The following is a 26023-nucleotide window of genomic DNA, read 5'->3' as shown; positions in this document are numbered from 1 at the left end:
TACTAGCCTGCTTAAAGTCTGTTTCTGTGTCGGAACCGTTATACCATTTACATTAATTAATTGGTCAGTTTTGTCCACCGTCTAGAACATAGTTGAATCACCCTTTCCGGCTCTGCAATAAATCGGTTCCATGCAATGGAACACTGCTCAACAATATCGTCATATCCACTAAAGCAACGATTGGCGAGTTCATTCTGACGAAGCCATTGCCACACTTGTTCTATAGGGTTGAGTTCTGGCGAATAGGGCGGAAGCTTAAGGATACTAAGGTTATCAAAGTCCTCAGTCAGATCTTGTTGATGCCAACCTGCGCCATCCATGATGACCAAAGCATGGCGACCCGATTCGGTAGCCTCTGAAATTAATTTTAAATGCTCCCACATATATTCACTGTTGGCATGAGGGGCAATAATAGCCTCTGTCGCGCCTGTTGCCGGACACACCGCGCCATATAAATACGCTGATTCGAACTGTTGTTGCCTTACCGCTCGTGGTCGGGTTCCTTTCGTCGCCCAAATGCGGGTCGTGGTATTTTGCTGACCAAATCTGGCTTCATCTTGAAACCAAACATCAATGCGATCTAACGCCACATGACCAGGGGTGTTAAGGATCGTTGACAGCTGGAAGTTTTTTAAAAGCGTCCTGAATATCTTGAGATTGTTTTGGGTGACGAGAACGGGTCGTTATCCATGACAATCCTAATTGATGCAGTAATCTGTAGATATTTGCCTGTTTAAAGGTCACGCCAAATTCAGACTGAATAAAAAGACTGACATCTCTTGCCATCAATCTTCCGCCACTCTCAGACAAGCTTTGACGTTGTACAAATTCTTTCAGATTTACCTGTTGTTTCGCCGATAACTGAGCGGGTCTACCTGGATTATGTTTATCATCTAGACCGCTAATGCCATGAGTTAAATAATGAGTAACCCAAGCATTTACACTGGTTCTACTGACCTTCAACATGTTGGCTATAGCAGTACGAGAATGACCTTCGGTAAAATGAAGTAAGGCGAGATAACGCATACGTTTACGTGCGCTTTTCTCAGATTTAACTAATGCTGCTAGATTAAGATTATTCATCGATACTGAAATAAGGAAATGACGACCAATTAGATCACATATTTAATGTAAATGGTATTAGATACATTATCTAAATTAATTTCTGCATCATACCAAGTGTACTCGGCATTAATTAAAAAACGATCTGTTACCTTAAACGCTGCACCTGCACCGGTAAATACACCTTCATCATCTTTATTGCCAGAAAAGCCAACCACGTCATAATCTGTGGAATACCACAACTGACCACCTTTAGCATACAACTCGATTCGATCAGCAATTGGCAATGTCACTTTTAGGCCTGCGGTATAACCATCTGTTTCAGCGCTAGATAAGTTGTTGCCGTAACGCCCAAAATCAATATAGCTACCTTCCAGAGCTAAGTAGTTGTTGAAGCGATAACCGACTAGGCCCTGGAGAACATCATTGTCGTCGTCAAAGTCATCTTCGCCATCGACTTTTAGGTAACCATAATTAGCGCCGACATAAACGCCATTTTCTGCTACGTCTTTCTTGAAGTCATCAGCGTGAGAAAAAGTACTAAAAGAGGCTAACGAAATAAGTCCAGCTAAAGTAATAATCGTATTTTTCATAAGGTACTCCTAGTTAATTACGTAAATACATTTAACTACATTTAACTAGTTACAAAACGGATGCCAACTTTATAAAAGTAACAGAGAGCTATTTATCTGATTTTGATATTTATAATTTAATATCAATTGGTTACGTATGCTTTTTTGTGAGTAACGGTGGGAGAAGAGTATATATATCCAATGGCACTGCTTGTTTTTTACCCGCTTAATGAGGTCGTGATAACGTAAAACGGTATTTATTTCTGATTAAATTGTAATATTTTCATATTGAATAACATAATGTTATCAATATGTTGCGTATTGCTTTGTTGTTGATAAGTGGGGTCAGAGTCTGACCCCACTTATTCCAGCTAAAAGAATCGTTAAAATTTATGCGACGAGGATGCAGATAGAAGAAAGCTTTAGAGATGTTAAAACAGGGCTAAAAATGAATGATAGCGACACAAGGGATCAACATAAATTAGGTGTACTCCTGCTCATAGCTTGTTTATCACAATTTATACTTTACCTGCTTGGTTTGGCTGTCAAAGCAGCTGATAAGCACAGGCAATATCAAGCTAACTCAATAAAGCACCGCAACGTGCTCTCAAACCAATTTATTGGCTTGAGAGCCTACAAAGATAAGAATTTGAAGCTGTTGAAATGGTATTGGATGTCAGCAATTAAGATACTTCAAAATTTAGTAAGGGAACCACAAGCATCCTATTAAATTCGTGGGGATCCCTCAGCCATTTATTACAACTAGCCCCATCATTAAATTTTAGACATCTTTTTGTAATGTTCAGGATAACCAGCAGTTTCAAAGAGTAACTTAAACGCTTCTTTGAAATCATTGTAGTTAAATTCTTTAAAATCAATGATGTTTTGTCCGAGTGAATGAGATTCTCTACCAATATACCTTACGAAAGCTTGGTACTTATTGGCTTGCAGAGCGGGGATTTGAACAACATTACTTAAATCTTGTTTTTGTACAAAATTGAAAAAGTACTCAAGTATATTTCTCATACAATTTGCAATCAATGCTGCTGGTTGTTTATCATCGTTAATTACAGACCAGTAAGACTGGTAATCATTCTGAATTTCTTCATATTTCATAGCTTGAATAGAAGATCCATTGTCATTTTTGGACAAACGGAATAAATTTTGAGTGTCTTTACGTCTATCTTTATTCGTATCAGTAAGCTCATAGAAGAAATACAAGCTATGTGTTAGAACAAAAACCTGCTCAACTTGATTTGACTTGAAAAAGTCATTCACGATTATTCGGCCAATATTGTATACAAAAATATGTGAAAGGCTCGAAACAGGATCATCGATAACAGCAATCTTTTTTTGCGTAACTTCTGTAGCTGATAATTTTCCTTTAAATAACTCTCTAAAATATAGAAAACTAATGATCATTTTCTCACCTTCGCTCAATGTCGTGAAAACATCATTTGAAGTACCAGACCTGACTATTCGGTATAATTGGTTATCATGCTTTGCAATTGAAAAGTCAGTAATGCCAATATCTTCCAACCCTTGTTTAATATTTTCAATTGCTTCATCAATATTAACCGTAGATTTTTGCTCTTGTAAAATTTCGGATTTTTTACTACTAGCTTCGCTAGATTTTTGCTCCATAAAAATTACCGCCACATCAATTATTTTATTTGCCTTATTCCTAGCAGTTTCAAAAGCAGTTAGAGTTTGATCGTATTCATATCTTAAAATCTCCCAAAACTCTTTTTTAATACGTTTTTTTTCAGTGTCAACATTATCAATTCTGACATTATGCTCAGTAATTGACTTATTTATTTCAACTACGATGTCATTAAAGTCTTTAATATCCTGTATTGGGATTTTTAGCTCTACTTTTATATTTGGTCTAGCAATCTTATTTAAAATTAAAATTTCGTTTTCTTCAACTGCTTTTACGATTGCAGAGTGGAGTTCGGTCAGTTTTGCTAAATTGTCTACTGCATATTGTGCTTCTTTATAGCTCTCTAAATTTGGTAAGTTTTCTATTAATAGTTGATATTCAATGTTAATGCTTTTTAATTCTTCAACTTTTTCTTGATAAGACTCGTCAAAGTAATCTGTAATTTGTTTTGCTAATTCATCAGTGATTGTCTTTGCTTGACAGAATGGGCATTCTTCACCATCAATTTTATCAAGGTACTCTAAACCAGTACTAACCCAGTCTGAATTTTTTAATGTTTCAATAAGTCCAGATACAGGACTATCTTGATTACCTACAATAATCTCGTTGAGTAGCTTTCTACTTGCTTCACTTAAAGGATCAATCGATATGGTGCTTAATGTACTCAATTTTGTTGCAGTATCACCATCAATAGCGTTTAGTTCTTCTTTTAGTGTATCTACTGTTTTAGTAGGTTTAGCTGGTGATAAAACTACTGATCTCAAATGGGTATATAGCTTTGTCTTATTCCCTTTCAAATTTTCTAAACAATACTCAAGTACTCTATCTCCCCCTGCGAAAATTGACTTTATCTCCCAAACTTTATCGATAGCGACAGTTTTAGCATCTGAAATTATCTTTTCTTGCTCGGTAATTATTGTGTTTTGTGCGTCTTGGTCTTTTGTAATAGATTCAAGCTCTTCAGTTTTTTTAGCGATACTAACTTCAGCTTGCTTATTCTCTTTAGATAAACCAAAAATTCCATTTAGACAATCTGGTTGATAAAAGTTATCGTTAATGAAATTTTGATTATAAACAAGAACCATTTCGCCATTTCGAACATTAGAACACTGTAAGTATTTAGGGTTTTGTGAATCATGTAAGTAATTTGAAAATGTACTTTTCCCTGACCCATTTAGCCCATAAACCAAATTTACCTTTTTGTTAGTCTTCAGAGTCGCTTTAGCTTTATAGCTTGCAACTTTATCTAGCTCGATACTTGTAATCACTTGTTTACCCTCAAATATAATAATTCTAATAAGTGGGACCTCTCAAATTCTGCCCCAATTTATTCTAAATTACTTATTCTTTTTACAATTAAGTCTACTTTTTAGATCCACCTAACTTCCTCTAAAGATTTTTAACTTTCTTGGGAATAATTTTTAAGAAACATATAAATCTTTCTTTCTGATTATTGGATAAGTTAAGTTTTATTCTGTATTTTCATCCATGATAAAATCTACCGTCTCCCTTATTCCTGGGGTCGCGTTTGTTATTTTAAATACTTTGTATGATCGCATCCCAGTTGTTTTTATAGGGGATGCTAATAGTGCGCTTAAAAAACTATGTGGCGAGCTTTCGATATTTATAAAATCAAGTAGTATTACTTTTCCTTTTTCAAGAGCAGGAAAAATACGTTCATTTCTGAATTTAATTGCTGCTTCTTTATCTTCTGCAAAAAATCCAAAATAATTTGAGATATTTATATATAAACGTTCACTCTCTTCACGACCGTCAGCTTTTCTTTGTTCAGATAGAGCTTCTTCTCGGAACCCACTAAGCATTTGCTCCAAATTTTGTACTGAAGTTGATGGGTCTAGTTTGATTGTCACTAGTACAAATGTTCCAGGCCAGTAAGCTTCCATTTTTTTATTAGTAATATCTCTTGGAGATATGTGGACTAAACCATTGCCAGATATTATGTGCATATCAGCATTAAGTCGACGTATAATATTAGTTGATAGGAATAAACCTATACCAGCATTGTTTTTATTTTTATACGGGTCGTTTTGACCAAAAGTTCCAGAAACTTGAGGTTTCATAGCTTTGAGTATGGCTTCTTCGTGAGAAACTTGCCCTGGATATGCTTGCTCTAAATGTTGTTTAATACCAATCCCAGAATCAGCAATAATAAAAGAAACTTCATTCTTATTTTTGAAATAAGAAAATTGGCAAAGTGATGGGATTTTGTGTGTTTTAGTTCCAAATTGGTAGTGTGATTGACCATGTTCTAACGTGTTATATAAAAGTTCACTTAGTACATATCGTAGAGTCTTTGTAAATTCAACATTGAAGTCATCAGTATAGGATTGGGCTGTTTCTATAACCTTTTTGAAATCATTTGTATTTCTCATTGCAAACAATGGTTTATATTGATTGCCGTTAAAATTATTACCTTCATGCATTAGGACTGTAAAAGTACCGCGAGCTCCAAGCCTTCGATACATCTCACTTGCACCGTTAGTTGAATCAGATTCAATAAACGTTACCGTGCATCGTTGAGATTTTAATTTCCATGCATATAAAACTAATAGAGAAATAGCTTGATAATTCGCATTATGGCATTTTGTTAAATCTATTTTTACACTTACATTTGTATGTGACCAGTCAAAAAAATTAACAAAACCATCAAAATCAAATGAACCATGCCATTTAAAATTGAAGCCGTCTGGCACTATGACTATTACAGTATTGTCATTTTGCAATTTGGTCTTTAATGAAGTTAACGTGTTGTTGTGAAACATATTCATCTCTTAGTATGTGGGTCAAAGCAATCTGTTTTATCATCATTTCCCCACCTCACTCTTACTCAAACATCTCTGCGCGACTTGATACACAATCGCATCGACTTGTTGTTGGGTGAGTGCTTGGGTTACTTCTTTATTCGATCTAAGCGCTGGTATGGTTTTAACCAGCTGTTTGTGATTTAAGATGGGGAATGGTGGCTTTGTTTGGCTAGTAACAAACCAGCCTGGGAATACTAATACTGGGCTGGAAAACACTGGCTGGCCTGTGGCTTTAGTTAACCATTGGCTAACCCATGTTGCCTGTCGGGTGGCTTGTTCTATTGGCTTAGTTTCAGTCCACGATGGAAAGCATAAGCGTCCGTCTTTATAAAAAAGTTGGAAGCCTTTGCCGCCGTTTTGATTGGTTTGAGTATGGTCTTTATGTCGCTTATGGCGGCCTTTGGTTTCGATGGCGAATACGCCGTTTTTACCTATGGCTAAATGGTTGATGTTAAAGCCGTCGGCTTGTATGTCGTGAAACACTTGATAGCCCAAAGCTTGTAGGCCGATTAGCTCATTCGCAGTGGCGATTTCTGCTGTGTGGCCTAAACGTAATTTGGTAAGTTTGGAAAAGTTTTTCCACGTTTTGTAACCACAATAAGATAATCCGAGCATTGAGGTTATAGCGAACATCCAAGGAAATTTGCCGACGGTAATGTGTGCTTGAATGCTGTTAACGGCAAATGGCAGACACACAACTAATACGCCCATTAGCATACTGGCAATCAAATTGATTTGAAGGTCTTGTATTTCTTGTTGTAAACCAAAAGCGGGGATACGTTGGAGTTGGTCGCGATCGACGGGTAGCTTTACCGTGCTGTCGCGATGTTTGAGTAAAACAAACATCACCCCAATGGTGACAAACATGCTCGAAAGAAGAATGCCTACTGATAATAAACTGGAGGATAAACTTGTCATTGGCGTCCTTGATCGTGGTGTGGCCTTAGTCATAGGCCGCAATTCTAAATCCATGAATCTGCTGGATTAATATACTCCGAGTTTGGCAATAATGTAAGTGGAAATTTTCATCAATCGTTAAGCGTCGCAATTGAGCGAAATGGGCTGTTGCTGTAGTCAAAAATATCATTGCATAATAATGGCTTGTATCAGTGTGTATCTTAATGAGTTAGCGTCACAGTGACCATTTGACCTGAAAATAACACATAAAAAGGCCTGCTTATTTTAAGCAGGCCTTTCGGTATTCGCTTTCGCTGTTAGCCATGTTCACTTCAAAAACATCACTTAAGCTAGTCACTATTTGGGTAGGTCATTTTCTACACAAGCAGTTTACAAGATCAGTTTATAAAACTGTTTATAAAAGCAGTGATAAAATCAGACTATAAAAGTGGTCTTAGAACTGGTTCATCGTGTTGTCTTTACCAGACGCTTTAAGCGCTTGGTCACCAGAGAAGTACTCTTTATGTGCATCACCCATATCTGAACCAGCCATGTTTTGATGTTTAACACAGGCGATACCTTGACGGATTTCCTTACGCTGAACATTGGCAACATAACCCAACATACCTTGGTCACCGAAGTATTCTTTAGCCAAGTTATCGGTAGATAATGCTGCAGTATGGTAAGTCGGTAGTGTAATAAGGTGATGGAAAATACCTGCTTCACGTGCCGAGTCAGCTTGGAAAGTACGAATCTTTTCATCAGCTTGGATAGCAAGCTCTGTGCCATCGTAATCAACACTCATTAATTGAGGGCGGTCGTAAGCTGAAACGTCTTGTCCTGCTTTTTCCATCGCATCAAATATTTGCTGACGGAAGTTAAGCGTCCAGTTAAACGATGGCGAGTTGTTATACACAAGCTTGGCATTAGGAACAACTTTACGGATTTCGTTAACCATGCCACCGATTTGAGATACATGCGGCTTTTCAGTTTCAATCCACAATAAATCAGCGCCATTTTGCAATGAGGTAATACAGTCAAGTACACAACGTTCTTCACCCGTACCAGCACGGAACTTAAATAAACCATTTGGTAGACGAGCCGGTTTTACCAGTTTGCCACCTTGCTTGAATACCACATCACCATTTTCAAGTTTTGCAGCATCAACGGTTTCAACTTCAAGGAAGCTATTGTATAAATCGCCTAGATCGCCAGCTTCTTTAGTGACAGCAATTTTTTGAGTTAAGCCTGCACCTAATGAATCGGTACGCGCAACAATTACGCCGTCATCGATACCTAGCTCTAAAAATGCATAACGAACCGCATTAATTTTTGCTAAAAATTCAACATGTGGCACGGTGACTTTACCGTCTTGGTGGCCACACTGTTTTACATCTGACACTTGGTTTTCTAATTGAATACAACAAGCACCGGCTTCAATCATTTGTTTTGCCATTAAGTAAGTGGCTTCTTCGTTACCAAAACCGGCATCAATGTCGGCAATAATCGGTACAACGTGGGTTTCGAAGTTTTCAATTTTTTGTTGAATCGCGGCTTTATCTGACTCTTTGGCATTATCTAATTCGCGGAAAAGACCACCTAGTTCACGGGCATCAGCTTGACGTAGGAAGGTGTATAGCTCTCTAATCAACGCAGCAACAGAGGTTTTTTCATGCATAGATTGGTCAGGTAATGGACCAAACTCACTACGCAGTGCAGCTACCATCCAACCTGAAAGATATAAGTAACGACGCTTGGTGGTTAAAAGATGTTTTTTAATCGCGATCATTTTTTGTTGGCCGATAAAACCATGCCAGCAACCTAAAGACTGAGTGTACTGCGATGAGTCCTTGTCGTAGTTGTCCATGTCTTCACGCATGATCTTGGCAGTGTACTTTGCGATGTCTAACCCAGTTTTAAAGCGATTTTGTAGACGCATACGAGCGACTGACTCTGGGTTGATGGCATTCCATGCACTACCTTCTGAATTAATTAAGGTGGCAGCTTCATCGATAATATTTTTGTAGTGACTCATGTGTTTATTCCTTAACAAATAGATTAGCGGCAATTGATTACGTTGAAAATAATAGCTAGATTTGGTTAAATAAGCCTAATTTATACTTACTATCTTCGGTATTCACCATATGAATGTATCTCGTATCGACTTGAACCTCCTTGTTTATTTAGATGTTTTATTGCGTGAAAGAAATGTTACTAAAGCGGCAGACCAGCTTGGGATCAGTCAGCCTGCAATGAGTAACGGCCTAAAACGCTTACGAAACTTGTTTGATGATCCCTTACTTATTCGCACTAGTCAGGGTATGACACCGACCGAACGTGCAAATGAATTACAACCCATTATCAGTGAGCTGATTATTGGGCTGGAAAAAGCCGTACAACCGCGTGCCCATTATGATCCACTAGAAAGTGATAAAGTCTTCCGTGTTATGGCAAGTGATTATGCTGAAGCGACGTTAATTCCGCCGCTCATTGCTAAGCTTCGTACTCAAGCACCCAACATTATTTTAGATATCATGACCCCAAGTGATGTCAGTTTCCCTGATGTAGAACAAGGAAGAGTCGATATGGTGATCAACCGTTTTGACAGTATTCCGCAATCATTTCATCAAAAAATATTGTGGAGTGATGATTTTAGCTGCTTGATTAGTAAGGGTAATCCTGTTTTAAAGAAGTTTTCTTTAGACAGTTATTTAAAAGCTAAGCATGTGTGGGTGAGTAAAACAGGGATGGGTGTTGGGGTAGGGATGGACCCAGATGATGTTCAGCGTTTGGGCTGGGTAGATGAAGCATTAACGCGAATTGGTGTGAAACGCCAGATCACCGTTTTTACACGCCATTATCAAGCCGCCTGTTTGTTGGCTGAGCAACAAGATTTGATCGCAACCATACCAAGTAAGATGGCTCGTCATCACATCAATAATGAACGGGTGAGCATTGTTCCGCCGCCTTTTATTATTCAACCCATTGCATTGACTATGGCTTGGAGCCCTTTGCTTCAACATAATCCCGCGCATCAATGGATGCGACAACTTATCACTAAAACCGCAGAAGAGATAAATAGAGGTGATGTTTAATCTTACTGTCATTGTGATTTTTAGTTACGTATATGTTGTAAATTAACCAAAAAACACCATTTCGCCATATCTTTGGTGAATAGTGATGATAGTAAGTATAAATTGGATAAATAAGGTGGCTTTGATATAGAGTGAAGTATTACTGCGTATGAACAGTAAGCTGTTAACAGTGGAATGAGTTTGCGCTAGTTATTTGGGACTAATGAGTTATGACTAATGATTTGGGGCTAATGATTTAGGACTATGATTTAAGGCTAAGTTTACGGTCAACGTACAGAAATTAAGGTAGGGATATAAAATGACAGCACGTATTCAAGTAGGTGGATTACACATAGCGCAAGAATTGTGGCAATTGGTCGACAGTGAGATTTGCCCAGGTACAGGCATTGATTCAGCAACCTTTTGGGCAAAATTTGAGGACATTATTAGCGAATTTTCTCCCGTTAATGTGAAGCTGTTAGAAAAAAGACAACAACTACAACAGCAAATTGATCAATGGCATATTGACCATCCCACCAAAGATTTTGACCCTGCAAAATATAAAGCTTTTCTATTTGAAATAGGTTACTTGGTTCCTGAGGGGGAGGCTTTTCAAATTAGCACTGAAAATGTCGACCATGAAATTGCCGCGCAAGCGGGACCACAACTTGTAGTGCCGGTTAAAAATGCTCGCTTTGCGCTTAACGCAGCCAATGCTCGTTGGGGCAGCTTGTATGATGCGCTATATGGCACTGACGCGATATCTGAAGAAGGTGGCGCGGAGCTCACTAAACAATACAACCCGGTACGCGGCAATAAAGTTATCGCTTTTGCCAAACAACACTTAGATACAGCTGCGCCCTTAGCACAAGGCAGCCATGCCGATGTGACCCGTTATTACCTCGACGCGGGTGTGTTACGGGTGCAATTAACTGACGGCTCTACCACAACCTTAGCCCAAACCGATAAATGTGTGGGTTACCAAGGTAGTGCCGATGCACCAAGTGCTATTTTGTTAGTTAATAATGGTCTGCATATCGAAATTCAAATAGATCCAACCAGTGTTATTGGTGGCAGCGATCGCGCTGGCGTTAAAGACTTGCTGGTTGAAGCCGCTGTTACCACCATTATGGACTGTGAGGATTCTGTCGCTGCAGTTGATGCTGAAGATAAGGTTGAAGTTTATCGCAATTGGTTAGGTTTGATGCAAGGTAACTTAGTTGCCTCGCTGACTAAAAATGGTAAAGAGATTGTTAGAGAGCTCAACGATGATCGCGTCTATACCGCTGCTAATGCCAACCAGAGTGCCAACCAGAATGCAGATGTAAAAACAGTCACTTTACCTGGTAGAAGTTTGCTATTTGTGCGTAATGTGGGTCACTTGATGACCATTGATGCTGTGCTGGATAAAAATGGCAACGAAGTACCTGAAGGGATACTTGATGGCATGATAACTGTGCTTGCTGCGATGCACGACCTTAAAGGTAACAATAATGGTCGTAGTAATAGCCGCAAAGGTTCGGTGAATATTGTAAAACCTAAAATGCATGGCCCTGAAGAAGTGCAATTTACCTGTGACCTGTTTACTAAGATAGAAGATGCGCTCAAGCTTCCGCGTAATACGATTAAGGTAGGCATTATGGATGAAGAGCGCAGAACGACACTGAATTTAAAAGAGTGCATTAGGGCTGCGAAAGATCGCGTCGTGTTTATTAATACTGGCTTTCTTGATCGTACGGGTGATGAGTTGCATACCTCAATGCTAGCGGGTGCATTTGTGCCTAAATCGGTGATGAAACAGCAAAAGTGGATTAGTGCTTACGAAGATTGGAATGTCGATATTGGGCTTGAATGTGGCTTACAAGGTCGCGCTCAAATCGGTAAAGGCATGTGGCCAATGCCAGATGAAATGGCAGCGATGCTTGAGCAAAAAGCGGCTCATCCTAAAGCGGGCGCAAATACAGCGTGGGTGCCGTCGCCAAATGGTGCCGTGCTGCATTCTACTCATTATCACCAAATTAATGTGGCAGACGTTCAGCAACATATTAAGCAACGCCCACGTGCTAGCATTGACAGTTTGTTAACCATTCCTTTACTTGCTGAAGGGGTAACACTCACCAATGAGCAAATTGCTTTTGAACTAGAAAATAATGCTCAGGGTATTTTAGGCTATGTTGTGCGCTGGATTGATCAAGGTGTGGGTTGTTCAAAAGTGCCTGATATTAATAATGTCGGCTTGATGGAAGACAGAGCAACCTTGCGAATTTCATCGCAATATTTAGCTAATTGGCTTGAGCATGGCATATGCAGTGAAGCACAAGTGATGGGCGCGTTGAAAAAAATGGCTGCGGTGGTCGATACTCAAAATGCAGGGGATCCGCTGTACACTAATATGGCGCCTAACTTTGACGGCATTGCCTTTAAAGCGGCATGCGATCTGATTTTTAAAGGCAAATCTCAGCCTTCTGGTTACACAGAGCCTTTGCTACATGCTTATCGAATTCAAGCTAAAGCTAAAGCAGGTTAATCTTTACCGTTAATACTTGCTCTGAGTTTATGTAGTCACTCAATAAATAAGCCCTGATCTTGCAAAGATTAGGGCTTTTTTTGTGGTCACTTTATCAGTGGTATCAGAGTAGTACCCGCTAGCCGGCGGGGTTTTGACCAGATTGTTGGGCCGATTTATTTCAGACATCGCTTGATGCAGAGCTTTTAAGCGTGGGTCTGATTTATGATTGTTTTCAATGCCAGATTAAGCGAGTCTATATAAAACCGACTAGAAATGAGCCTTATGAAATATTCTTTATTCGCTTTGGGATTACTGTTTAGTAGCCAGACACTATTTGCTATGGATGTTGAATATACCGCAACGCCTATTAAGATTGATGGTGTTGCTGACGCAGCATGGCAGCAGGCTAAGTGGCAGACGATGCCGTATTTAATGGATGGAGTATTGCCTGATTCTGCGAGTGATTTCAGCGGTAAATATAAATTACTGTGGGATGAGCATTATCTTTACCTGCAAGCTGAAATTACCGACGATGTGTTGCTTGATACCCATGCCGACCCAACGGTGAATTATTGGGATGATGACACCTTAGAGATTTTTATTGATAGCGATGCCTCAGGCGGCGATCATCAGTTTAACCACAGTGCATTTGCCTACCATATTGGCCTAGACAATCAGGCGGCTGATTATGGTCCAGACAAACAAGCTCACTTGTATACGTCGCATTTAAAGAGCCGTTGGCAGCGCAGTAGTGAGGCGCCTTACAACGTGATTTGGGAGGTGGCGATTAAGCTGTATCCTAATGATTTTAAAGAAGGTCAGGAAGATAAGCCATTACTGCTCGCGCCCAATAAAGTGATCGGTTTTATGCTTGCCTATTGCGATAATGATGGCAGCCCAGTAAGGGAGCATTTTATGGGTTCCCATGAGATACAACCTGTTAACGGTGACAAAAACAGAGGCTTTATTGATGCTAGTGTCTTTGGCCGTATGACTCTTAAACGTTAGCCAACATCTAACACCATGATCCATTTGTAAAGTGACTTGAGTTAAAGAGTATAGCTGACAATTTAAAGTTTACTCTGCCCCCATTTACTCCAATTTTACCGGTTATTTGATCTAACTCGTCACTGCCTATATGCGCTTAAAGTCTTTATCTATCATATTACTGAGTAGTAATTGTCCTGCTTGATTAACTCTAAACTCGCCATATTTTGATTGTTCAAAATCTTCGGCTCGACCTTCTTGAAAGAAAAAAGCATTACTGGCCAGTTTAATACTGCCGTCACGCACGCGATATTGAATCAATCGCTGGGTCGGGGTTAAAGCGTCACCATTGTAAAGGCCAACAAACTGGGCGACGCGATGTTTATCAAGTGTCACAATAAACAAACCATCATGGTTATTTTGCGTGCTTGAGTGCTGATTAACTGACTGGCTAACCACTCTCGCAATGTCATAATTTAGCGCCATGTAATCGCCTTGCATTAAGGAGCGTGGATCTACAGGGGCCAGTTCAAACAGTATGACTTCGCCATTGGCTAATAGTTGTTCTTGTTTAAATATCTTGTAGTTAATGAGTGCGAGTATTACTAATGCCGCAATAATTGCCCATAGTGACCGCTTACTTAGCTGGCGAGAATTAAGCAAGGTGTTGTTATTCGATGTCATTATGGTTGCTCCTTGTTTTGTATTCTTGTTGCTGGAGTCGTTTCAATTACAGCGCTAACGTTTTCTGTATCCGCTGTTGGATCCATCAATCCAACTTCATCATTATTTTCAACCCCATTTTTAGAACCATTTTCAGCACCACTAGCAACAGTATTTTCGACGCTATTTTTGGTGCAATCTTTGGCTTTAGTGTTCATGGCCAATCTGAGCAGTAACAGCACTGTGCCACTGGCCATTAACCACAATGATTTATCAAACAAGTCGATGTGGAGTGAGTAGTAATACAGGCTGATAAAGGCGAGTAGGGCACACACCGAAAGGATGACTAATTTGCGTTCGTTATAGAAATAGCCCAGCAATAAAATAAGTAGCGCGGCGCTTAATCCGCTCATGACGACTGAAAGTAAGCTGATTAATATTGCAGTAAGGATCACCATTCGCTTGCTGCGAGTATGCGAAGCCTTAGCTTGGTTGGTTTGGTTGTTGGGCGCTAGCTGGTTAAAGATTTGATTAATGAGCCACAGCGCTGATAACAAGCTGATAGCGATAGCGATATAGTCATTAATGCTGGCGTTAAATGTCATCAGAAAACTAGACTGATCTATTATGTCATCCAATTCAAACAGCATGACATTAACCAGTAGCAAACCGATGGCAACTGCGTAACCTAACATTCTGATACGTTGATAATGTTGTGGCCATCGGTAAATTTGTGACCAGATAACGACTGAACTTAGCACTAACAATGGCAATATAAGTAGCGATAAGTGGTTGATGGCTAAAATAGCTAATAGGCTGGGTACCATACCGAATGCAGCAACAAATTGGTTTGCTTTGTGGGGAATGACTATCCAGTGAATGGCAAAGGTTACGGCATAAACCACTGCGATTAGGGTCTCGTTGCTATTTTCTAGGCTTTCGAAGGTGCCAAAAAGTATCATTATTTGTCCGCATAGACTAAATGCGAACACCATCTGCAGGATAAACTCTTGGCGATTTTCGCCAAGTCGATAATATGCCAAGCAGCCTAGGCTTAGCACAAGACCAAAACTGATAAATGATGATTCGGTAATATCGCTTACCGAAGATGCACTCAGCAATACAAACGCCAATAAAAAAAGCGCTGCAATCCAGCCTCCAATAATTTGTGCGGCAATGATATACCAAGGACTGCTTAGCATGGCCTGTGGTGCAATATCCGTGGTTACCAGCCCTTTATTAAACAGCGATTGCCATAATGTGTTACTCGAACTGAGGTTACTCATGAGCAACTCCCTCTTTTTTAACATCACTATTGCTCGCGTTATTATCCGTAAGCATCGTCATTTCATCGAACTGTTGGTGCCATTTTTTCAGCCAATATAAACAGCCACTGGTTAGGCCCACAACCACTATGCCCATGATAAAAAACGCTGCAATGGTATCGCTAGTTTCGAATAACTCACTTGATAGTAGCGATATTATAGCGGCACTCATGCTGGTTAATACCAATGTAAGTGGATATAAGGCGGGTGAACGATAACGGTACCAAACAAATAAGCTGACCATAGTGACGAGGTACACTAGCGCATAATAGGCAACATATTCGTTGGAGTCGTAGTGGTAATTAAAGTCAAAAATGACCCAAATGATTAGCCAGGTGAATCCGCTTACGCTAGCAAATAAACTGCTTGCTTCAACCATGGGGCAATTAAAATGCAATTGTCCGCGCCATTTACAGCGTTTAGCTAAGGCAAATGTTAGGTGAATGACTAAGTTTACTAAGCCGAAAATGGCGATTTGTTGAATGTCTTCAAGTAGAAAACTAAATACAGAAGCAAAGGATTGAAGATATAACCCTAGGCTGACGTTGAGTAATACCACCACCAATAACCACAACAGATCAAAACCTGCGATGTAAGCAAAGGGTAGAATTAACACCGCCCAAATGGCAAACAGTTGCCAAGGATCGGCGCCTGTTTGATAGGTTTGTCCCACCAACGCCAGTAATGCCCCGAGCATAATACTGGCTCCAAGTAACATTGCATTGGCTAGACTCCAGCCATAAGTCTGTTGAATATGTTGGTTGTGTTGATCATGCGGGTCATGCAGCTCATGTTGGTCATCGGGCTGTAAAGATGATTTTTTGCGCGCGCGGTTAGCAAGAAAAAATCCGCCAATAAACAGGGAAAATAGGGTTTCGACTATGGCAAATTTATTGAGGTGCGACAACGCATCCCAGTTAAATGCCATGAAAAATATCACCCCAGCGCCAAGTAATAATACCCCGAGATAGAGTAATATATTGGCGATTAATTGCTGCCACTTATTCTCTGTTGGGTGAGGGTAAGCCACTAACATTGCGGCTTTGACATTAACAGGCTCTATTTTGCCGTCTATAAACCACTGCCATATGGTTGAACGCTTTTGAGTCATCATCCCTTGTCTGCTATCCCTTTTATTGAACTCTTGGCCGTTGATACACTGTCGCTCGCTAAGCTAAATGTAAACTAACGCTGCCTATATGCAATGAAAAATCATATGCACTTAAAAACCCATAGAAAAGATCATATGGGATTTTAAACACAGGCACTTAGCTTAACACTGATGCTTAGTATTTATGATTGTGCTTCTTTCCTGATAAACGGTATCTTTTAGGGGCGACTCACATTTATCACAACCGCTATTGAGCATCTGGCTGGTATTGCCTACAATAGCGCATGTTTTACTCACTACAGACCAGACAATGAACGACACTACAGTTAAACCTGCTTTACCTGATCGCCTTAGCGTTAATCCACGTAGCCCACATCATGTGGAAGCCATTTTCGAACACGAAATTGGCATTTTGTTTAATGGTAAAGAGCGTAATGATGTCGAAGAATATTGCATCAGCGAAGGCTGGGTAAAAGTCGCATCGCACAAAGCATTAGATCGTCGCGGTCAACCGCTTACGATGACAGTAAAAGGTAAGATTGAAGCGTTCTATAAGTAGGACTGAGTAAACTGACTTTTAGCGTCAAAAACAAAGGCTAGCCGTTACGGCTGGCCTTTATTATTTATACTTCTTTGGTTTATAACCACTTAGTAATTCTAACCGTAAACAAACCCTGCCAACTGTGCCTCTGCTTTAAACTCCTGTAGCCGCTTAACATGATTTTCATTCATGTTGGATAGCGTTAGAATCCGCGCCTTGTTTTAGCATTCGTTTAGAATTTGTGTATTTATGATAATTGATCTGGCTTTACTTCCCGTTTATTTAACCACAGTGGTTGCCTTACTATTAATTCCTGGGCCTGACATGTTGTTGATTGCCAGTTCTAGCTTGAGTTATGGCCGCAAAGTGGGTGTGTATGCCAGTTTTGGTAATGCGACCTCGGGACTTATTTTAACCTTACTTGCTGCAATGGGCGTTTCCGCATTAGTGGCAATGAATCCAATGGCGCTAGAGTTGTTGCGAGTGTTAGGCGGGGCTTACTTGCTTAAAATGGGTTGGGATTGCATGCGCAGCAGTGCTAGCGATGCGCCCGAAATTACTCAGCAGGGTAATTTAGCTAAATTACTTTATCGCCGAGCAGTAATGAGTAATCTACTTAATCCTAAAGCGCTGATATTCTTCGTGTTGTTTTTGCCTCAGTTTGTTTCAACTCAATTGAGTGCCAGTTCTGGTGAACAAATGCTGGCATTAGGGTTGCTGCTTAATGTGATGGGTTTAGCATTTAATTTGTTATTAGTGGCGTTAGTGGGCAGTTTAGGCAAACCCTTACTGAAAAATGAAAAGTTTCGGACTTATCAGAACAAGTTTATGGGGGTAATATTTTTTGCTTTAGCGATTTGGTTACTGGCGTCGCAGGTGCAAAGTATTAGCTAATACCAATCCTTATTAGAATATGATCTATTTTAGGCTGCGTCACTAGGCCCAGTACAATAAAAATGACTGTAGGTGTAGTCTTCTACATCAAAGTCATTTGAAACAGTAATGGGTGTTGTGACACAGCCCCGAAGGGCGAATTTATCAGAGTGGTCTTCTTTGTTAGCCTTTCTTAACGTAGAACGACTATGTCTTCAAAAGGCTGCCTCGAATACCTCACTGATAATTTTAGCTAAAAGAGCAAATTCTAATGCGGATTGGTATAAGTAAGTCGGAATAAGATTTCAATTAATAAAAAACCACGGTGATAGCCGTGGTTTTTTTATTGATACATTCAAATATTGTTACGTAAACTACAAACTACAAACTAAAAGCATTCAATATGTTGTGACATTAATGCTTTGATTGCTTGATGGCATCCATCTCTTTTTCAACGGCTTCAACTACCGCTTGGGGATTGCTCAAGTATTGTGAGTGATCAACAAAGATGGCGTTGTCATCAACCGTGATCACGATAGCAGGGAATCCTGCCGTGCCAATAACTTGTTGAATTTCCTCAATGCCTTCTAGTACGTATTCGGCATCCATACTGAGTTCATCTTTAAATATTTTATTCGATGCTGACAGCTTAAATTTTTCTACTATGTCATTAAAGTCGTGTTTATTGGTAAGCGGGTTGCCTTCAATGAAATGGGCTCTTTGTAGCGCATTAAGCACTGGCAATTGCTTATCGGCATGCTTGGTTTGCAACCATGCCATTAAGTTTGCGACTTTTATTGAGCTTTTAGGACTGTTTGCGTAGCGAATATGGTCGCGACCAAACTTAAGCCCACTGATTTTTGCAGCGGCTTGCATTTGTTCTTCGCCTGCACTGTCTTTGCCGATGTAATGCGCGCTATGTAGTAAGTGTACATTCATCTCTGGATAGGCTTGTTGCAGTGCATTCACCAAAGGTGTGGCAGCATAGCTCCAAGGGCAATGTGAGTCGTAGATAAAATAAAGCTCAATGGTCATTAAGTGGATTCTTGTTTGCGATCAGATGTGGTGATCCTAAATAGTTTATTACTATTATTCAATCATTGAATTTATGCAGATTCATCCTGAAATGTATTATCGATTAACGTGACGTGCAGAATTGGACGCGTATCTGTTATCGACTGATGCAAGCGATTGATTACTTAGCGCAAACCAATCAAGCATAATGGAACTCTTATTGGCTCTGATTTAGTCATCTTAACTTGTTGGCAGTGAAAAGGGCTTCAATTTAATTATTCTTTAATAACGATCGTCATTAGTACCATTAAACGATATCGACTCATATCGGTGCGTTTAAGCATTAGCTAGATTGACGACGCAGAATGAAGCGTGTTGTGGATTAGCGACTGCAACTGATTATTATCGGTTCATTAGAATTGTAATCAGGGGGTAAATAGTTCAAATCCTGCTAAGTTTTGCTCAAAAGCTTTCGAGATGGATTCAAATCCTGGTGTTTGTGCTAGCTTGCGATAGCATGCTTTGGCTTCTGGCCATTGTTGGGCTAACCAGTAATTTTGCCCCATTAGCAATAATGCTTGCCCTTGTTGCTGATTGCGCTTTTGTCGTGCGTATTTGATTTCTTTAGCAGTGCCAAGTGTGAGTGGTTGTTGTCCTACCTTTTTCCATGAGTTTATTGCATGGTCATTTTGTTTTAATACGGCAAATAATTGCCCTTGAAGTAAATAATAGTCGTCGTATAAGGCTGTATTAAGTTTGGAATTAATGACAAATGATTGCATAAAATCTAACGCCCGCTGATATTGGCCAGAAAGCCAAGCATACTGCGCACAAGTAAAATGTTGCGAGGTAAACACTTGGCCTTGCTGCTGCGATATACATTCAACGGCAAAGTTATATGCTTTTAGGTTACCTAATAGGTTAACGTTTACGTTTGTTTTTTTACCATCTATTACACTAGAAACATCCGTCGCGACAGCTGCCGCTATGGGATTATTTAATCCCATTTCACTTCTAGCTAAAATTTGCCAAGCGCTTAGATTATCTGGTGAGCTCTTTAGCCACTGCAGCGCACTATTTTTAGCCCCTTGCCAATCTTCTAAAGCTAATTGACTATAACTAATCAAAGGCCACCAATGTTGTTTTACTGGCGATATTAATAGTATGTCGATAACCGCTTGATATTGTGTCAATTGATAATAAGAATAACCCATTATATAACGAGTTTGCACAAGTAGAGCTTGATCGCTACTTGATGCCAGTAATGGTTTTAATAGATTAATAACCATCTGATATTGATTAGATTTTAAAAGCGAATCTGCTAAGTTTATGGCTAAATTAATATCATTAGGGTAAAGCTTGTATCCTTTCGTCCAACAGTTTAATGCTTCAGTTAACTTTCCTGTGTCAGTTAAGAGTTTGCATCCATACTTAAATACGGTTGCATGAGGTTTTTCTTGTTCAAATAGTGGCTTAATTATGTTTGATGCGGCATCATAATTTTTGTTTTCAAGTAATTGATTCATTTTATAAAGTTGGTTCGACTCAAAATGACTGAGCTCGCGAGATTGAGCGTTAACACCAACTAATAAAAAGAATATCAATATAGAAGCAGTAAGATAATTCATCTAAATTAATTGACCTTAAAGTTAATGGGTACATCAACAAAAACCTTAACGGCCTCGCCAGACAATATTGCGGGTTTAAAGCGCCATTTTCGCGCGGCTTGGGTTGCTGAATCATCAAATACTTTTTCAGGATTAGATTCTAATATGTTTACTTGGCTTACCAATCCATTCGCCTCAACTATCAATCGTAATAGTACTTTGCCACCGTCTTTATATTTTCGTCCTGCAATAGGCATTTGGGGTTGAATATATTTCAGTAATTCAGGCGGTTGGTCGACATCTTTAATCCCCATCGTCATTGGGCCTAGACTGGGTAGGGGAGTGCTATCTATTGATGGTGCGACAAAAATAGGTTGATGTACCGGCGTATCTGCAACTCCCGCCATAATTGGTAAGTTCATGGTGAGTGGTGGAGCGACTTTTGCTGCAGTATGTCTTACTTCAACGCTTTCTATTTTCGATAATTTTTGTTTTTCGACTTCAGGCAACGCTATTGCCAGAGTGATAGGCTTGTTATTTATTAATCGTTGCGAAGGTTTGTGGTTTAAATAGTTGGGCAGATAAAAACAAAGCAAAATAGTCAATCCAATTGATAATAATAATCGGATACTCACAATCGTCATTTTATAATGCGGCTTTTGTTTCATTAGTCACTCTCTGAGGCCACAGAGCTATAGCTGATGCCTGCTTTTTTTGCTATATCGAGTACTTTTATGGTCACCCCAGTTGGACAGTTGGTATCAGCAACAATCAATAATTTTATTTTGGGTGTTTGGGTGACGATTTGCTGTAATTTGCCGGGCAAATAATAGATATCAATTTCTTTAGATTCAAAGTAGACCCTTCCAGTGGTATCTAATGTCACTATGATAGGGCTACCATCAACACGTGTTGCGGTGCTGGCGTATGGACGGTGTATTTCAACTGCAGATTGTTGAACAAAATTGGTCGATACAATAAAGAAAATAAGTAGAATGAATACCACATCGAGCATGGGAGTCATGTTGATTTCTGGGTCTTTATCTTGCCTAAAACGATCACTCAGCATGGTAGCCTCTTACAAGATCAATCCTTTGAATTTTATTCAATTTTCTTTGCCAGAAAAATGCTAATAACGCTCCACTTAACCCAATAAAAAGTCCTGTTTGAGTGGTGACCATTGCCATGGATATTCCCGCAGAAATCACCGCAGGGTCATGAAAACCGTAGTCTGCACCAGCAGTAAACATGGCTATCATTCCGCTAACGGTACCGAGTAACCCTAAAAGCGGTGCGACCATGGATAAAAGTTTTACGCCTTGAAGATCAAAGTATTGTTGTTGATACGCTTTTCTTAATGCAATTGAATCCAGTCTATGATTAAGCCAGTCTGGACAAGTTTGCGTTGTCGTGCGGATATAAGATAAATCATATGACTTAAATATGATCTGGCTTGCCAACCATAACATCCATAAGCAACAGGCAAAAAGTGGCCACATTACTAATCCGCCCATGTCTATAAACGCGAGGATAGAATGTTCAAACTGACTAATGGAATAAATAATATTATTGATTGTCATGTTTATCACCAGATTCAATATACAGTGCTAGCAACAAAGCCGCTTGTTGTTCCATATTCAAGCTAAGAGCTTGTGCACGTCGTTTCAATGGGTAATGAAGTAATAGTAACGGTAGTGCAACCAGTAAGCCTGCTTGAGTGGTTATTAATGCTTTACTGATACCTTGTGATAATAATTTAGGATCGCTGTTACCAAATTCGGTGAGCGACTGGAAGGTTTCAATCATCCCCGATACCGTACCTAGCAGGCCTAACATAGGCGCCATCGCAGCCAGTAATGCTATAAAACCTAAACCTCGTTCAAACTTGGACATTTGCTTTAGCATAAGTTGTTTAAGTCTGAGGTCCATAGATTCAACACTTGAATTGATTACCATTGAGTTTGCTAATACCAATGCAGCAGGTATACGGGAAGCCTTTAACAATTGCTGTTTAATCAAAGTTAAGTCAGCACTTGCTAGGTTATCTTCGTCGATTAAATGGGCTAACGGTCGCCACCTAAACAACACAATTGCTCGCCATAGGGCAATGATTACACCGATCAAGGCTAAAATAAGGATAGGCCAGAGCACTTCTCCTCCTTTTTTTACCCAATCAATAAAGGTTTGTTTATCAGCCAAACTTGGCAGCATCCGCCCTTGGCTTAAATCAAGCGGCAGTAATTGAGTTTGATTAGTTAACCACTGGTTGATGTTGTTACTGATTGTCGAATTATTGGGGGTAATTGCCGTTGGTAATTTATCGGTAAACATAATTAATTGTGGCTTCTTGCTTTCACTAACTGCCATTAATCCACCAATAATGCTAAGGTTTTCTTCACTTACGTGGCCGTCTTCAAAGCTAATAGCTGTATGAGATTTTGATACTTTAGCGGTCATCTTCATATCGTCAACAGCATAGGTTATTAACGCATTTAAGCGGGCCATGTCAGGAAAGCCAGGATGAGATTGCGCTTTTTCCAGTGATTGACGTCTTTGCGGCTCAATTAGCTGGGTCGGACTTAGTTGCCATTGTTGCGATAAGCTGCGTATTGTTTTTTGGTATGCACCTTGGACTAGTTTCATATCATCAACAATGCTTTGATAATCATCTGTTAATGTATTTTTTTGTTTGCTTAACGCTGCTAGTTTTTGATTAATAACAGCAAGCTTTTGTTTTTTATCATCCAAGCGCTTATCTAAGTTTTGTTGATTATTTCTTACTTCAGATATTTCTTGTTTCAGGCGAGTGCGCCACTGTTGGTTTTGTTGGTTGAGATTGTTTGCATGGGTGTTTACTGCTTGATCAATTATTTTGTACTTGTCACTCTGTTGTGTGACTTTATCTTTTTCCAAAGCAATAGCATTTTGCATATTCATTAACGTTGATGCACATAGGAATAAAATGATAAATATTGCTTTCATTATCTTTGCACTCCTAATGGTATATTGACGATTTCGGCAATTTGCTTATTCATTGTAATCGCCATTGCCAACCTTAAATCGCCTTGTTCATTGAGTGGTATGGTATTCCATTGGCGAGTTTGACGATCAAACCAACCAAATTGTTGTTCATCTGGTGTCATGTAAAACCAAGCTAGGCGACCTAAACGTAGTAAATTAACTTGCATTGGTTTTTCATCGATTACGACCACATCTTGGTTTACTTGCTGACCATATCCGTAGGCAACTTCAATGCTTACCACATCCAATAAACGTCTAAAGCGTTCAGCCAATGGCAATTCACTTTTATCCATCGCACTACGTAAAAACGCTAAACGTCGTTTACGCTCATCAAAGTCAAACGGTAAATCAGAGAACACTTGTTGTTCTAACATGGCATACCAAACCTCAAGTTGGGGTTCAAGTTGTTCCTTTAGAACATTAATCGTATCAATGTCTTGTTGTAACTGATTTATTTCCATTTGTAGTGACTGTAAATTTTTTTGTTTTTTCTGTAATTGGTATTCTGTCCAATATAATTCGCCTAAACTTTGCTGCTGTTGAGATAAAGAATGCATTTTCTGTTGTTGCCAATCAGCTGCTTCTTGCCCTAATTGAACTGATTGCTGAATGGGTTGTTTTATTTTATCAGTCCATTGTTCGGCTAAATTATCAACGACAGGTTTTTCGTTAACCTGTTTATTGTCGTTCGCCGTTACTATGTTGCTAGTCAACAACAAACAACAGGTTAATAAACCATTTAATTTGATTCGACTTGTCATCATCGAGTTCCTTTTTTATACGAACGACGCCAAAATATAAATCCTTGAATGAATAGGCTTAATAACAATAATCCATAACAAGCAAAAAAGTAGTTTACTAATGGGTTATGCACGGCAACAACTTTGACTTGCACCCCAAGATTATCCTTTTGATAAGGAATGCTAAAATCAGTTACTGTGAGGTATAAATCATCCACTCTGAATTGGCGCATAAATCCGGCATCACCACTGACTTTTTTGTGCCCATCATCAACAATAAAATGTGCACTATTTTTACGAGGGTCAAATTGCTCTACGCTGCGGCGAGTAATTCTACCTGCAGGGCTTTTACCTGTTTCATCTTCTTTAATGAGTGAAACATCATCTTGATAGTCTACATTTGTGAGTTGTATTTGATAATTGCCACTGGAGAAACGTTGGCCTTGATGTAACACCGCGCTATCGTGCCCATGAATGAACACCAAATCGATACCATGAAATAAAAATACCAATAGAGTAAGTACATGTATGGGCAGCATCATAATGCGTGGGCTATGCCAACGTTTACGGCGCCAAGTCGGCCATAAATCGCGCCAAGAACACAAAGCTGTGTTAACACCCAACATAACCATTAATGCGACTAAACCAATGAGCCATACGGCTACAATTGGGGCTGTTGTTAACGGTTGTAACCATTGAGACATGGGTAAATCATTCAATAATTTAAACACTTGCCTCGATGACTCTTGTTCACTAACAGCCATGCCTGCAGCAAACCACAAAGAGACAAGGACTAGTAAGACAAATGCTAAGCGCATTGAATATAACCAATTCATCTTCATAATAATCGGTATCCCAACATCAACAGGCTAATAAAGCCCAATACAACGGCCTTTCCCATGCAGAGTGCGCTAGCATTTGAAAACCACGCTTTAGGTATATGAAATACCAATATAAATAGCAGGTAAGTTAATGCCGATAAGAAAAAGTGACTGCTCCAACTCCAACTGCGTCCCCAACCGATAAATGCCCAATAACTGCCGGCGATTTCACCGCCTAAATAGGCTGTTCCAGCAAATAAACCTAACAAGTGACTATGGCTTTCTAAATTGGCATCACTGCGTAAAGCTTGTATTAGGTACCCCAAACATCCTGCGATGGCTAAGCCTAGCGCTAATGGTCGTGATAAAAAAAATAACTGAGCCCAAACCGAGGTCAGCATGGCGCTACTCTCTTTAGGTGGGATAAGCATTTGGCTGTATAACAACATTGCAAGTGCCGTCGCACATAAGAAAAAAACATAATTTATTTGGGCGCGAGTTTGTAGATTCAAAAAAACAACCGACAACATACATATCAAGGCTGTTGCGACCAAATAAATAATTTCACTGCTAGCGGGGAATAGTAAGCTATTGTTATTAATTAAGATTAATATAAATACAGCTAAACCAAGTAAAGCCACATTAGCTAATCGTACCGATAATCTCATTTTGCTAGCGGTACCAATAGACCTTAGACTTGTTTCACTCATATCATTCA

At 39.5% G+C, this 26023-nt stretch carries 23 protein-coding genes and 1 pseudogene; 6 read left to right on the top strand and 18 right to left on the bottom strand.

Annotated features, from left to right (window positions below):
- Nucleotides 1-56: 56 nt before the first annotated feature.
- Nucleotides 57-1083 (bottom strand): IS630-like element ISShfr2 family transposase gene (locus FCN25_RS05685; RefSeq protein WP_137222778.1). Its coding sequence is split into 2 segments (ribosomal slippage): nucleotides 57-626 and nucleotides 628-1083, totalling 1026 coding nucleotides; the frame shifts between segments, so codons are not numbered across the junction.
- A 29-nt stretch (nucleotides 1084-1112) separates the two neighbouring features.
- Nucleotides 1113-1655: a porin family protein gene (locus tag FCN25_RS05680; protein WP_137222776.1), complete on the bottom strand. Its 543-nt coding sequence runs from the start codon at nucleotides 1653-1655 to the stop codon at nucleotides 1113-1115.
- A gap of 349 nt (nucleotides 1656-2004) precedes the next feature.
- On the opposite strand from FCN25_RS05680, the pseudogene FCN25_RS05675 reads away from it, so the two are divergent.
- A pseudogene (locus FCN25_RS05675) lies at nucleotides 2005-2364 on the top strand (transposase); the annotation flags it as partial.
- Between the two features lie 44 nt (nucleotides 2365-2408).
- Here FCN25_RS05675 and FCN25_RS05670 read toward each other — a convergent pair.
- The 4 genes from FCN25_RS05670 to FCN25_RS05655 all read right to left on the bottom strand — a co-directional run bounded on the left by FCN25_RS05670 (nucleotide 2409) and on the right by FCN25_RS05655 (nucleotide 9054).
- Nucleotides 2409-4565: an AAA family ATPase gene (locus tag FCN25_RS05670; RefSeq protein ID WP_137222774.1), complete on the bottom strand. Its 2157-nt coding sequence runs from the start codon at nucleotides 4563-4565 to the stop codon at nucleotides 2409-2411.
- 201 nt (nucleotides 4566-4766) lie between these two features.
- Nucleotides 4767-6080 carry a DUF4325 domain-containing protein gene (locus tag FCN25_RS05665; protein WP_137222772.1) on the bottom strand — a complete coding sequence of 438 codons (1314 nt, stop codon included), beginning with the start codon at nucleotides 6078-6080 and terminating at the stop codon, nucleotides 4767-4769.
- Between the two features lie 42 nt (nucleotides 6081-6122).
- Nucleotides 6123-7040 carry a nuclease-related domain-containing protein gene (locus FCN25_RS20890; protein WP_175405831.1) on the bottom strand — a complete coding sequence of 306 codons (918 nt, stop codon included), beginning with the start codon at nucleotides 7038-7040 and terminating at the stop codon, nucleotides 6123-6125.
- Nucleotides 7041-7473: 433 nt separating this feature from the next.
- Nucleotides 7474-9054 carry an isocitrate lyase gene (locus FCN25_RS05655; RefSeq protein ID WP_137222770.1) on the bottom strand — a complete coding sequence of 527 codons (1581 nt, stop codon included), beginning with the start codon at nucleotides 9052-9054 and terminating at the stop codon, nucleotides 7474-7476.
- 109 nt (nucleotides 9055-9163) lie between these two features.
- On the opposite strand from FCN25_RS05655, the gene FCN25_RS05650 reads away from it, so the two are divergent.
- The 3 genes from FCN25_RS05650 (at nucleotide 9164) to FCN25_RS05640 (ending at nucleotide 13610) form a co-directional block, all read left to right on the top strand.
- Nucleotides 9164-10114 carry a LysR family transcriptional regulator gene (locus FCN25_RS05650; protein ID WP_137222768.1) on the top strand — a complete coding sequence of 317 codons (951 nt, stop codon included), beginning with the start codon at nucleotides 9164-9166 and terminating at the stop codon, nucleotides 10112-10114.
- 298 nt (nucleotides 10115-10412) lie between these two features.
- On the top strand, nucleotides 10413-12620 hold the full coding sequence (locus FCN25_RS05645) for a malate synthase G (RefSeq protein WP_137222766.1): 2208 nt from the start codon (nucleotides 10413-10415) through the stop codon (nucleotides 12618-12620).
- A 264-nt stretch (nucleotides 12621-12884) separates the two neighbouring features.
- Nucleotides 12885-13610, top strand: coding sequence for a CBM9 family sugar-binding protein (locus FCN25_RS05640; protein ID WP_137222764.1), 726 nt, complete (start codon nucleotides 12885-12887; stop codon nucleotides 13608-13610).
- Nucleotides 13611-13736: 126 nt separating this feature from the next.
- Here FCN25_RS05640 and FCN25_RS05635 read toward each other — a convergent pair whose 3' ends face one another.
- The 3 genes from FCN25_RS05635 to FCN25_RS05625 are packed head-to-tail and all read right to left on the bottom strand — an operon-like array spanning nucleotide 13737 to nucleotide 16691.
- Nucleotides 13737-14273 carry a GDYXXLXY domain-containing protein gene (locus FCN25_RS05635; protein ID WP_137222762.1) on the bottom strand — a complete coding sequence of 179 codons (537 nt, stop codon included), beginning with the start codon at nucleotides 14271-14273 and terminating at the stop codon, nucleotides 13737-13739.
- Nucleotides 14273-15538, bottom strand: a complete 1266-nt coding sequence (locus tag FCN25_RS05630) for a DUF4401 domain-containing protein (protein WP_175405830.1) — start codon at nucleotides 15536-15538, stop codon at nucleotides 14273-14275. Before FCN25_RS05630 ends, FCN25_RS05635 begins: the two co-directional genes overlap by 1 nt.
- Entirely contained in the window at nucleotides 15531-16691 is a 1161-nt protein-coding gene (locus FCN25_RS05625) for a DUF2157 domain-containing protein (protein ID WP_137222758.1), read from the bottom strand. The genes FCN25_RS05630 and FCN25_RS05625 overlap by 8 nt, the downstream gene beginning before the upstream one ends.
- 307 nt (nucleotides 16692-16998) lie before the next feature.
- Between FCN25_RS05625 and FCN25_RS05620 the strand changes: the two genes are divergently transcribed.
- A complete protein-coding gene (locus tag FCN25_RS05620) occupies nucleotides 16999-17247 on the top strand; it encodes a DUF3297 family protein (protein WP_137222756.1) in 249 nt (82 codons plus the stop codon).
- Between the two features lie 231 nt (nucleotides 17248-17478).
- Complete coding sequence (locus FCN25_RS05615) at nucleotides 17479-18123, top strand: LysE family translocator (RefSeq protein ID WP_137222754.1); 645 nt, start codon at nucleotides 17479-17481, stop codon at nucleotides 18121-18123.
- 393 nt (nucleotides 18124-18516) lie between these two features.
- On the opposite strand, the gene FCN25_RS05610 is transcribed toward FCN25_RS05615, so the two are convergent.
- The 9 genes from FCN25_RS05610 to FCN25_RS05570 form a co-directional block, all read right to left on the bottom strand.
- Nucleotides 18517-19137 (bottom strand): DsbA family protein, encoded by a 621-nt coding sequence (locus FCN25_RS05610; RefSeq protein ID WP_137222752.1) that lies wholly within the window; start codon nucleotides 19135-19137, stop codon nucleotides 18517-18519.
- A 404-nt stretch (nucleotides 19138-19541) separates the two neighbouring features.
- A complete protein-coding gene (locus FCN25_RS05605; RefSeq protein ID WP_137222750.1) occupies nucleotides 19542-20744 on the bottom strand; it encodes a tetratricopeptide repeat protein in 1203 nt (400 codons plus the stop codon).
- 5 nt (nucleotides 20745-20749) lie between these two features.
- Nucleotides 20750-21391 (bottom strand): energy transducer TonB, encoded by a 642-nt coding sequence (locus FCN25_RS05600; RefSeq protein WP_137222748.1) that lies wholly within the window; start codon nucleotides 21389-21391, stop codon nucleotides 20750-20752.
- Nucleotides 21391-21792: a biopolymer transporter ExbD gene (locus FCN25_RS05595; protein ID WP_137222746.1), complete on the bottom strand. Its 402-nt coding sequence runs from the start codon at nucleotides 21790-21792 to the stop codon at nucleotides 21391-21393. Before FCN25_RS05595 ends, FCN25_RS05600 begins: the two co-directional genes overlap by 1 nt.
- A complete protein-coding gene (locus FCN25_RS05590; protein WP_137222744.1) occupies nucleotides 21782-22303 on the bottom strand; it encodes a MotA/TolQ/ExbB proton channel family protein in 522 nt (173 codons plus the stop codon). The genes FCN25_RS05595 and FCN25_RS05590 overlap by 11 nt, the downstream gene beginning before the upstream one ends.
- On the bottom strand, nucleotides 22290-23705 hold the full coding sequence (locus FCN25_RS05585; protein WP_137222742.1) for a MotA/TolQ/ExbB proton channel family protein: 1416 nt from the start codon (nucleotides 23703-23705) through the stop codon (nucleotides 22290-22292). The genes FCN25_RS05590 and FCN25_RS05585 overlap by 14 nt, the downstream gene beginning before the upstream one ends.
- Entirely contained in the window at nucleotides 23705-24508 is an 804-nt protein-coding gene (locus FCN25_RS05580) for a DUF3450 family protein (RefSeq protein WP_254693725.1), read from the bottom strand. Before FCN25_RS05580 ends, FCN25_RS05585 begins: the two co-directional genes overlap by 1 nt.
- A complete protein-coding gene (locus tag FCN25_RS05575) occupies nucleotides 24505-25326 on the bottom strand; it encodes a hypothetical protein (RefSeq protein ID WP_137222740.1) in 822 nt (273 codons plus the stop codon). Before FCN25_RS05575 ends, FCN25_RS05580 begins: the two co-directional genes overlap by 4 nt.
- Nucleotides 25323-26015 (bottom strand): hypothetical protein, encoded by a 693-nt coding sequence (locus FCN25_RS05570; RefSeq protein ID WP_137222738.1) that lies wholly within the window; start codon nucleotides 26013-26015, stop codon nucleotides 25323-25325. The genes FCN25_RS05575 and FCN25_RS05570 overlap by 4 nt, the downstream gene beginning before the upstream one ends.
- Between the last annotated feature and the right edge of the window lie 8 nt (nucleotides 26016-26023).

Origin of the sequence: Shewanella sp. MEBiC00475, from assembly GCF_005234075.1 — a bacterium.
GTDB lineage: Bacteria > Pseudomonadota > Gammaproteobacteria > Enterobacterales > Shewanellaceae > Shewanella > Shewanella polaris.
Note: the sequence above shows the minus strand (reverse complement) of the source record. Positions and strands in the feature narration are given on the sequence as shown.

Bases quoted from the DNA above. Each gene is read 5' to 3' on its own strand.
- FCN25_RS05680 (WP_137222776.1), bottom strand. From the start codon at position 1,655: ATGAAAAATACGATTATTACTTTAGCTGGACTTATTTCGTTAGCCTCT.
- FCN25_RS05665 (WP_137222772.1), bottom strand. From the start codon at position 6,080: ATGTTTCACAACAACACGTTAACTTCATTAAAGACCAAATTGCAAAAT.
- FCN25_RS20890 (WP_175405831.1), bottom strand. From the start codon at position 7,040: ATGACAAGTTTATCCTCCAGTTTATTATCAGTAGGCATTCTTCTTTCG.
- FCN25_RS05655 (WP_137222770.1), bottom strand. From the start codon at position 9,054: ATGAGTCACTACAAAAATATTATCGATGAAGCTGCCACCTTAATTAAT.
- FCN25_RS05650 (WP_137222768.1), top strand. From the start codon at position 9,164: ATGAATGTATCTCGTATCGACTTGAACCTCCTTGTTTATTTAGATGTT.
- FCN25_RS05645 (WP_137222766.1), top strand. From the start codon at position 10,413: ATGACAGCACGTATTCAAGTAGGTGGATTACACATAGCGCAAGAATTG.
- FCN25_RS05640 (WP_137222764.1), top strand. From the start codon at position 12,885: ATGAAATATTCTTTATTCGCTTTGGGATTACTGTTTAGTAGCCAGACA.
- FCN25_RS05635 (WP_137222762.1), bottom strand. From the start codon at position 14,273: ATGACATCGAATAACAACACCTTGCTTAATTCTCGCCAGCTAAGTAAG.
- FCN25_RS05630 (WP_175405830.1), bottom strand. From the start codon at position 15,538: ATGAGTAACCTCAGTTCGAGTAACACATTATGGCAATCGCTGTTTAAT.
- FCN25_RS05625 (WP_137222758.1), bottom strand. From the start codon at position 16,691: ATGATGACTCAAAAGCGTTCAACCATATGGCAGTGGTTTATAGACGGC.
- FCN25_RS05620 (WP_137222756.1), top strand. From the start codon at position 16,999: ATGAACGACACTACAGTTAAACCTGCTTTACCTGATCGCCTTAGCGTT.
- FCN25_RS05615 (WP_137222754.1), top strand. From the start codon at position 17,479: ATGATAATTGATCTGGCTTTACTTCCCGTTTATTTAACCACAGTGGTT.
- FCN25_RS05610 (WP_137222752.1), bottom strand. From the start codon at position 19,137: ATGACCATTGAGCTTTATTTTATCTACGACTCACATTGCCCTTGGAGC.
- FCN25_RS05605 (WP_137222750.1), bottom strand. From the start codon at position 20,744: ATGAATTATCTTACTGCTTCTATATTGATATTCTTTTTATTAGTTGGT.
- FCN25_RS05600 (WP_137222748.1), bottom strand. From the start codon at position 21,391: ATGAAACAAAAGCCGCATTATAAAATGACGATTGTGAGTATCCGATTA.
- FCN25_RS05595 (WP_137222746.1), bottom strand. From the start codon at position 21,792: ATGCTGAGTGATCGTTTTAGGCAAGATAAAGACCCAGAAATCAACATG.
- FCN25_RS05590 (WP_137222744.1), bottom strand. From the start codon at position 22,303: ATGACAATCAATAATATTATTTATTCCATTAGTCAGTTTGAACATTCT.
- FCN25_RS05585 (WP_137222742.1), bottom strand. From the start codon at position 23,705: ATGAAAGCAATATTTATCATTTTATTCCTATGTGCATCAACGTTAATG.
- FCN25_RS05580 (WP_254693725.1), bottom strand. From the start codon at position 24,508: ATGATGACAAGTCGAATCAAATTAAATGGTTTATTAACCTGTTGTTTG.
- FCN25_RS05575 (WP_137222740.1), bottom strand. From the start codon at position 25,326: ATGAAGATGAATTGGTTATATTCAATGCGCTTAGCATTTGTCTTACTA.
- FCN25_RS05570 (WP_137222738.1), bottom strand. From the start codon at position 26,015: ATGAGTGAAACAAGTCTAAGGTCTATTGGTACCGCTAGCAAAATGAGA.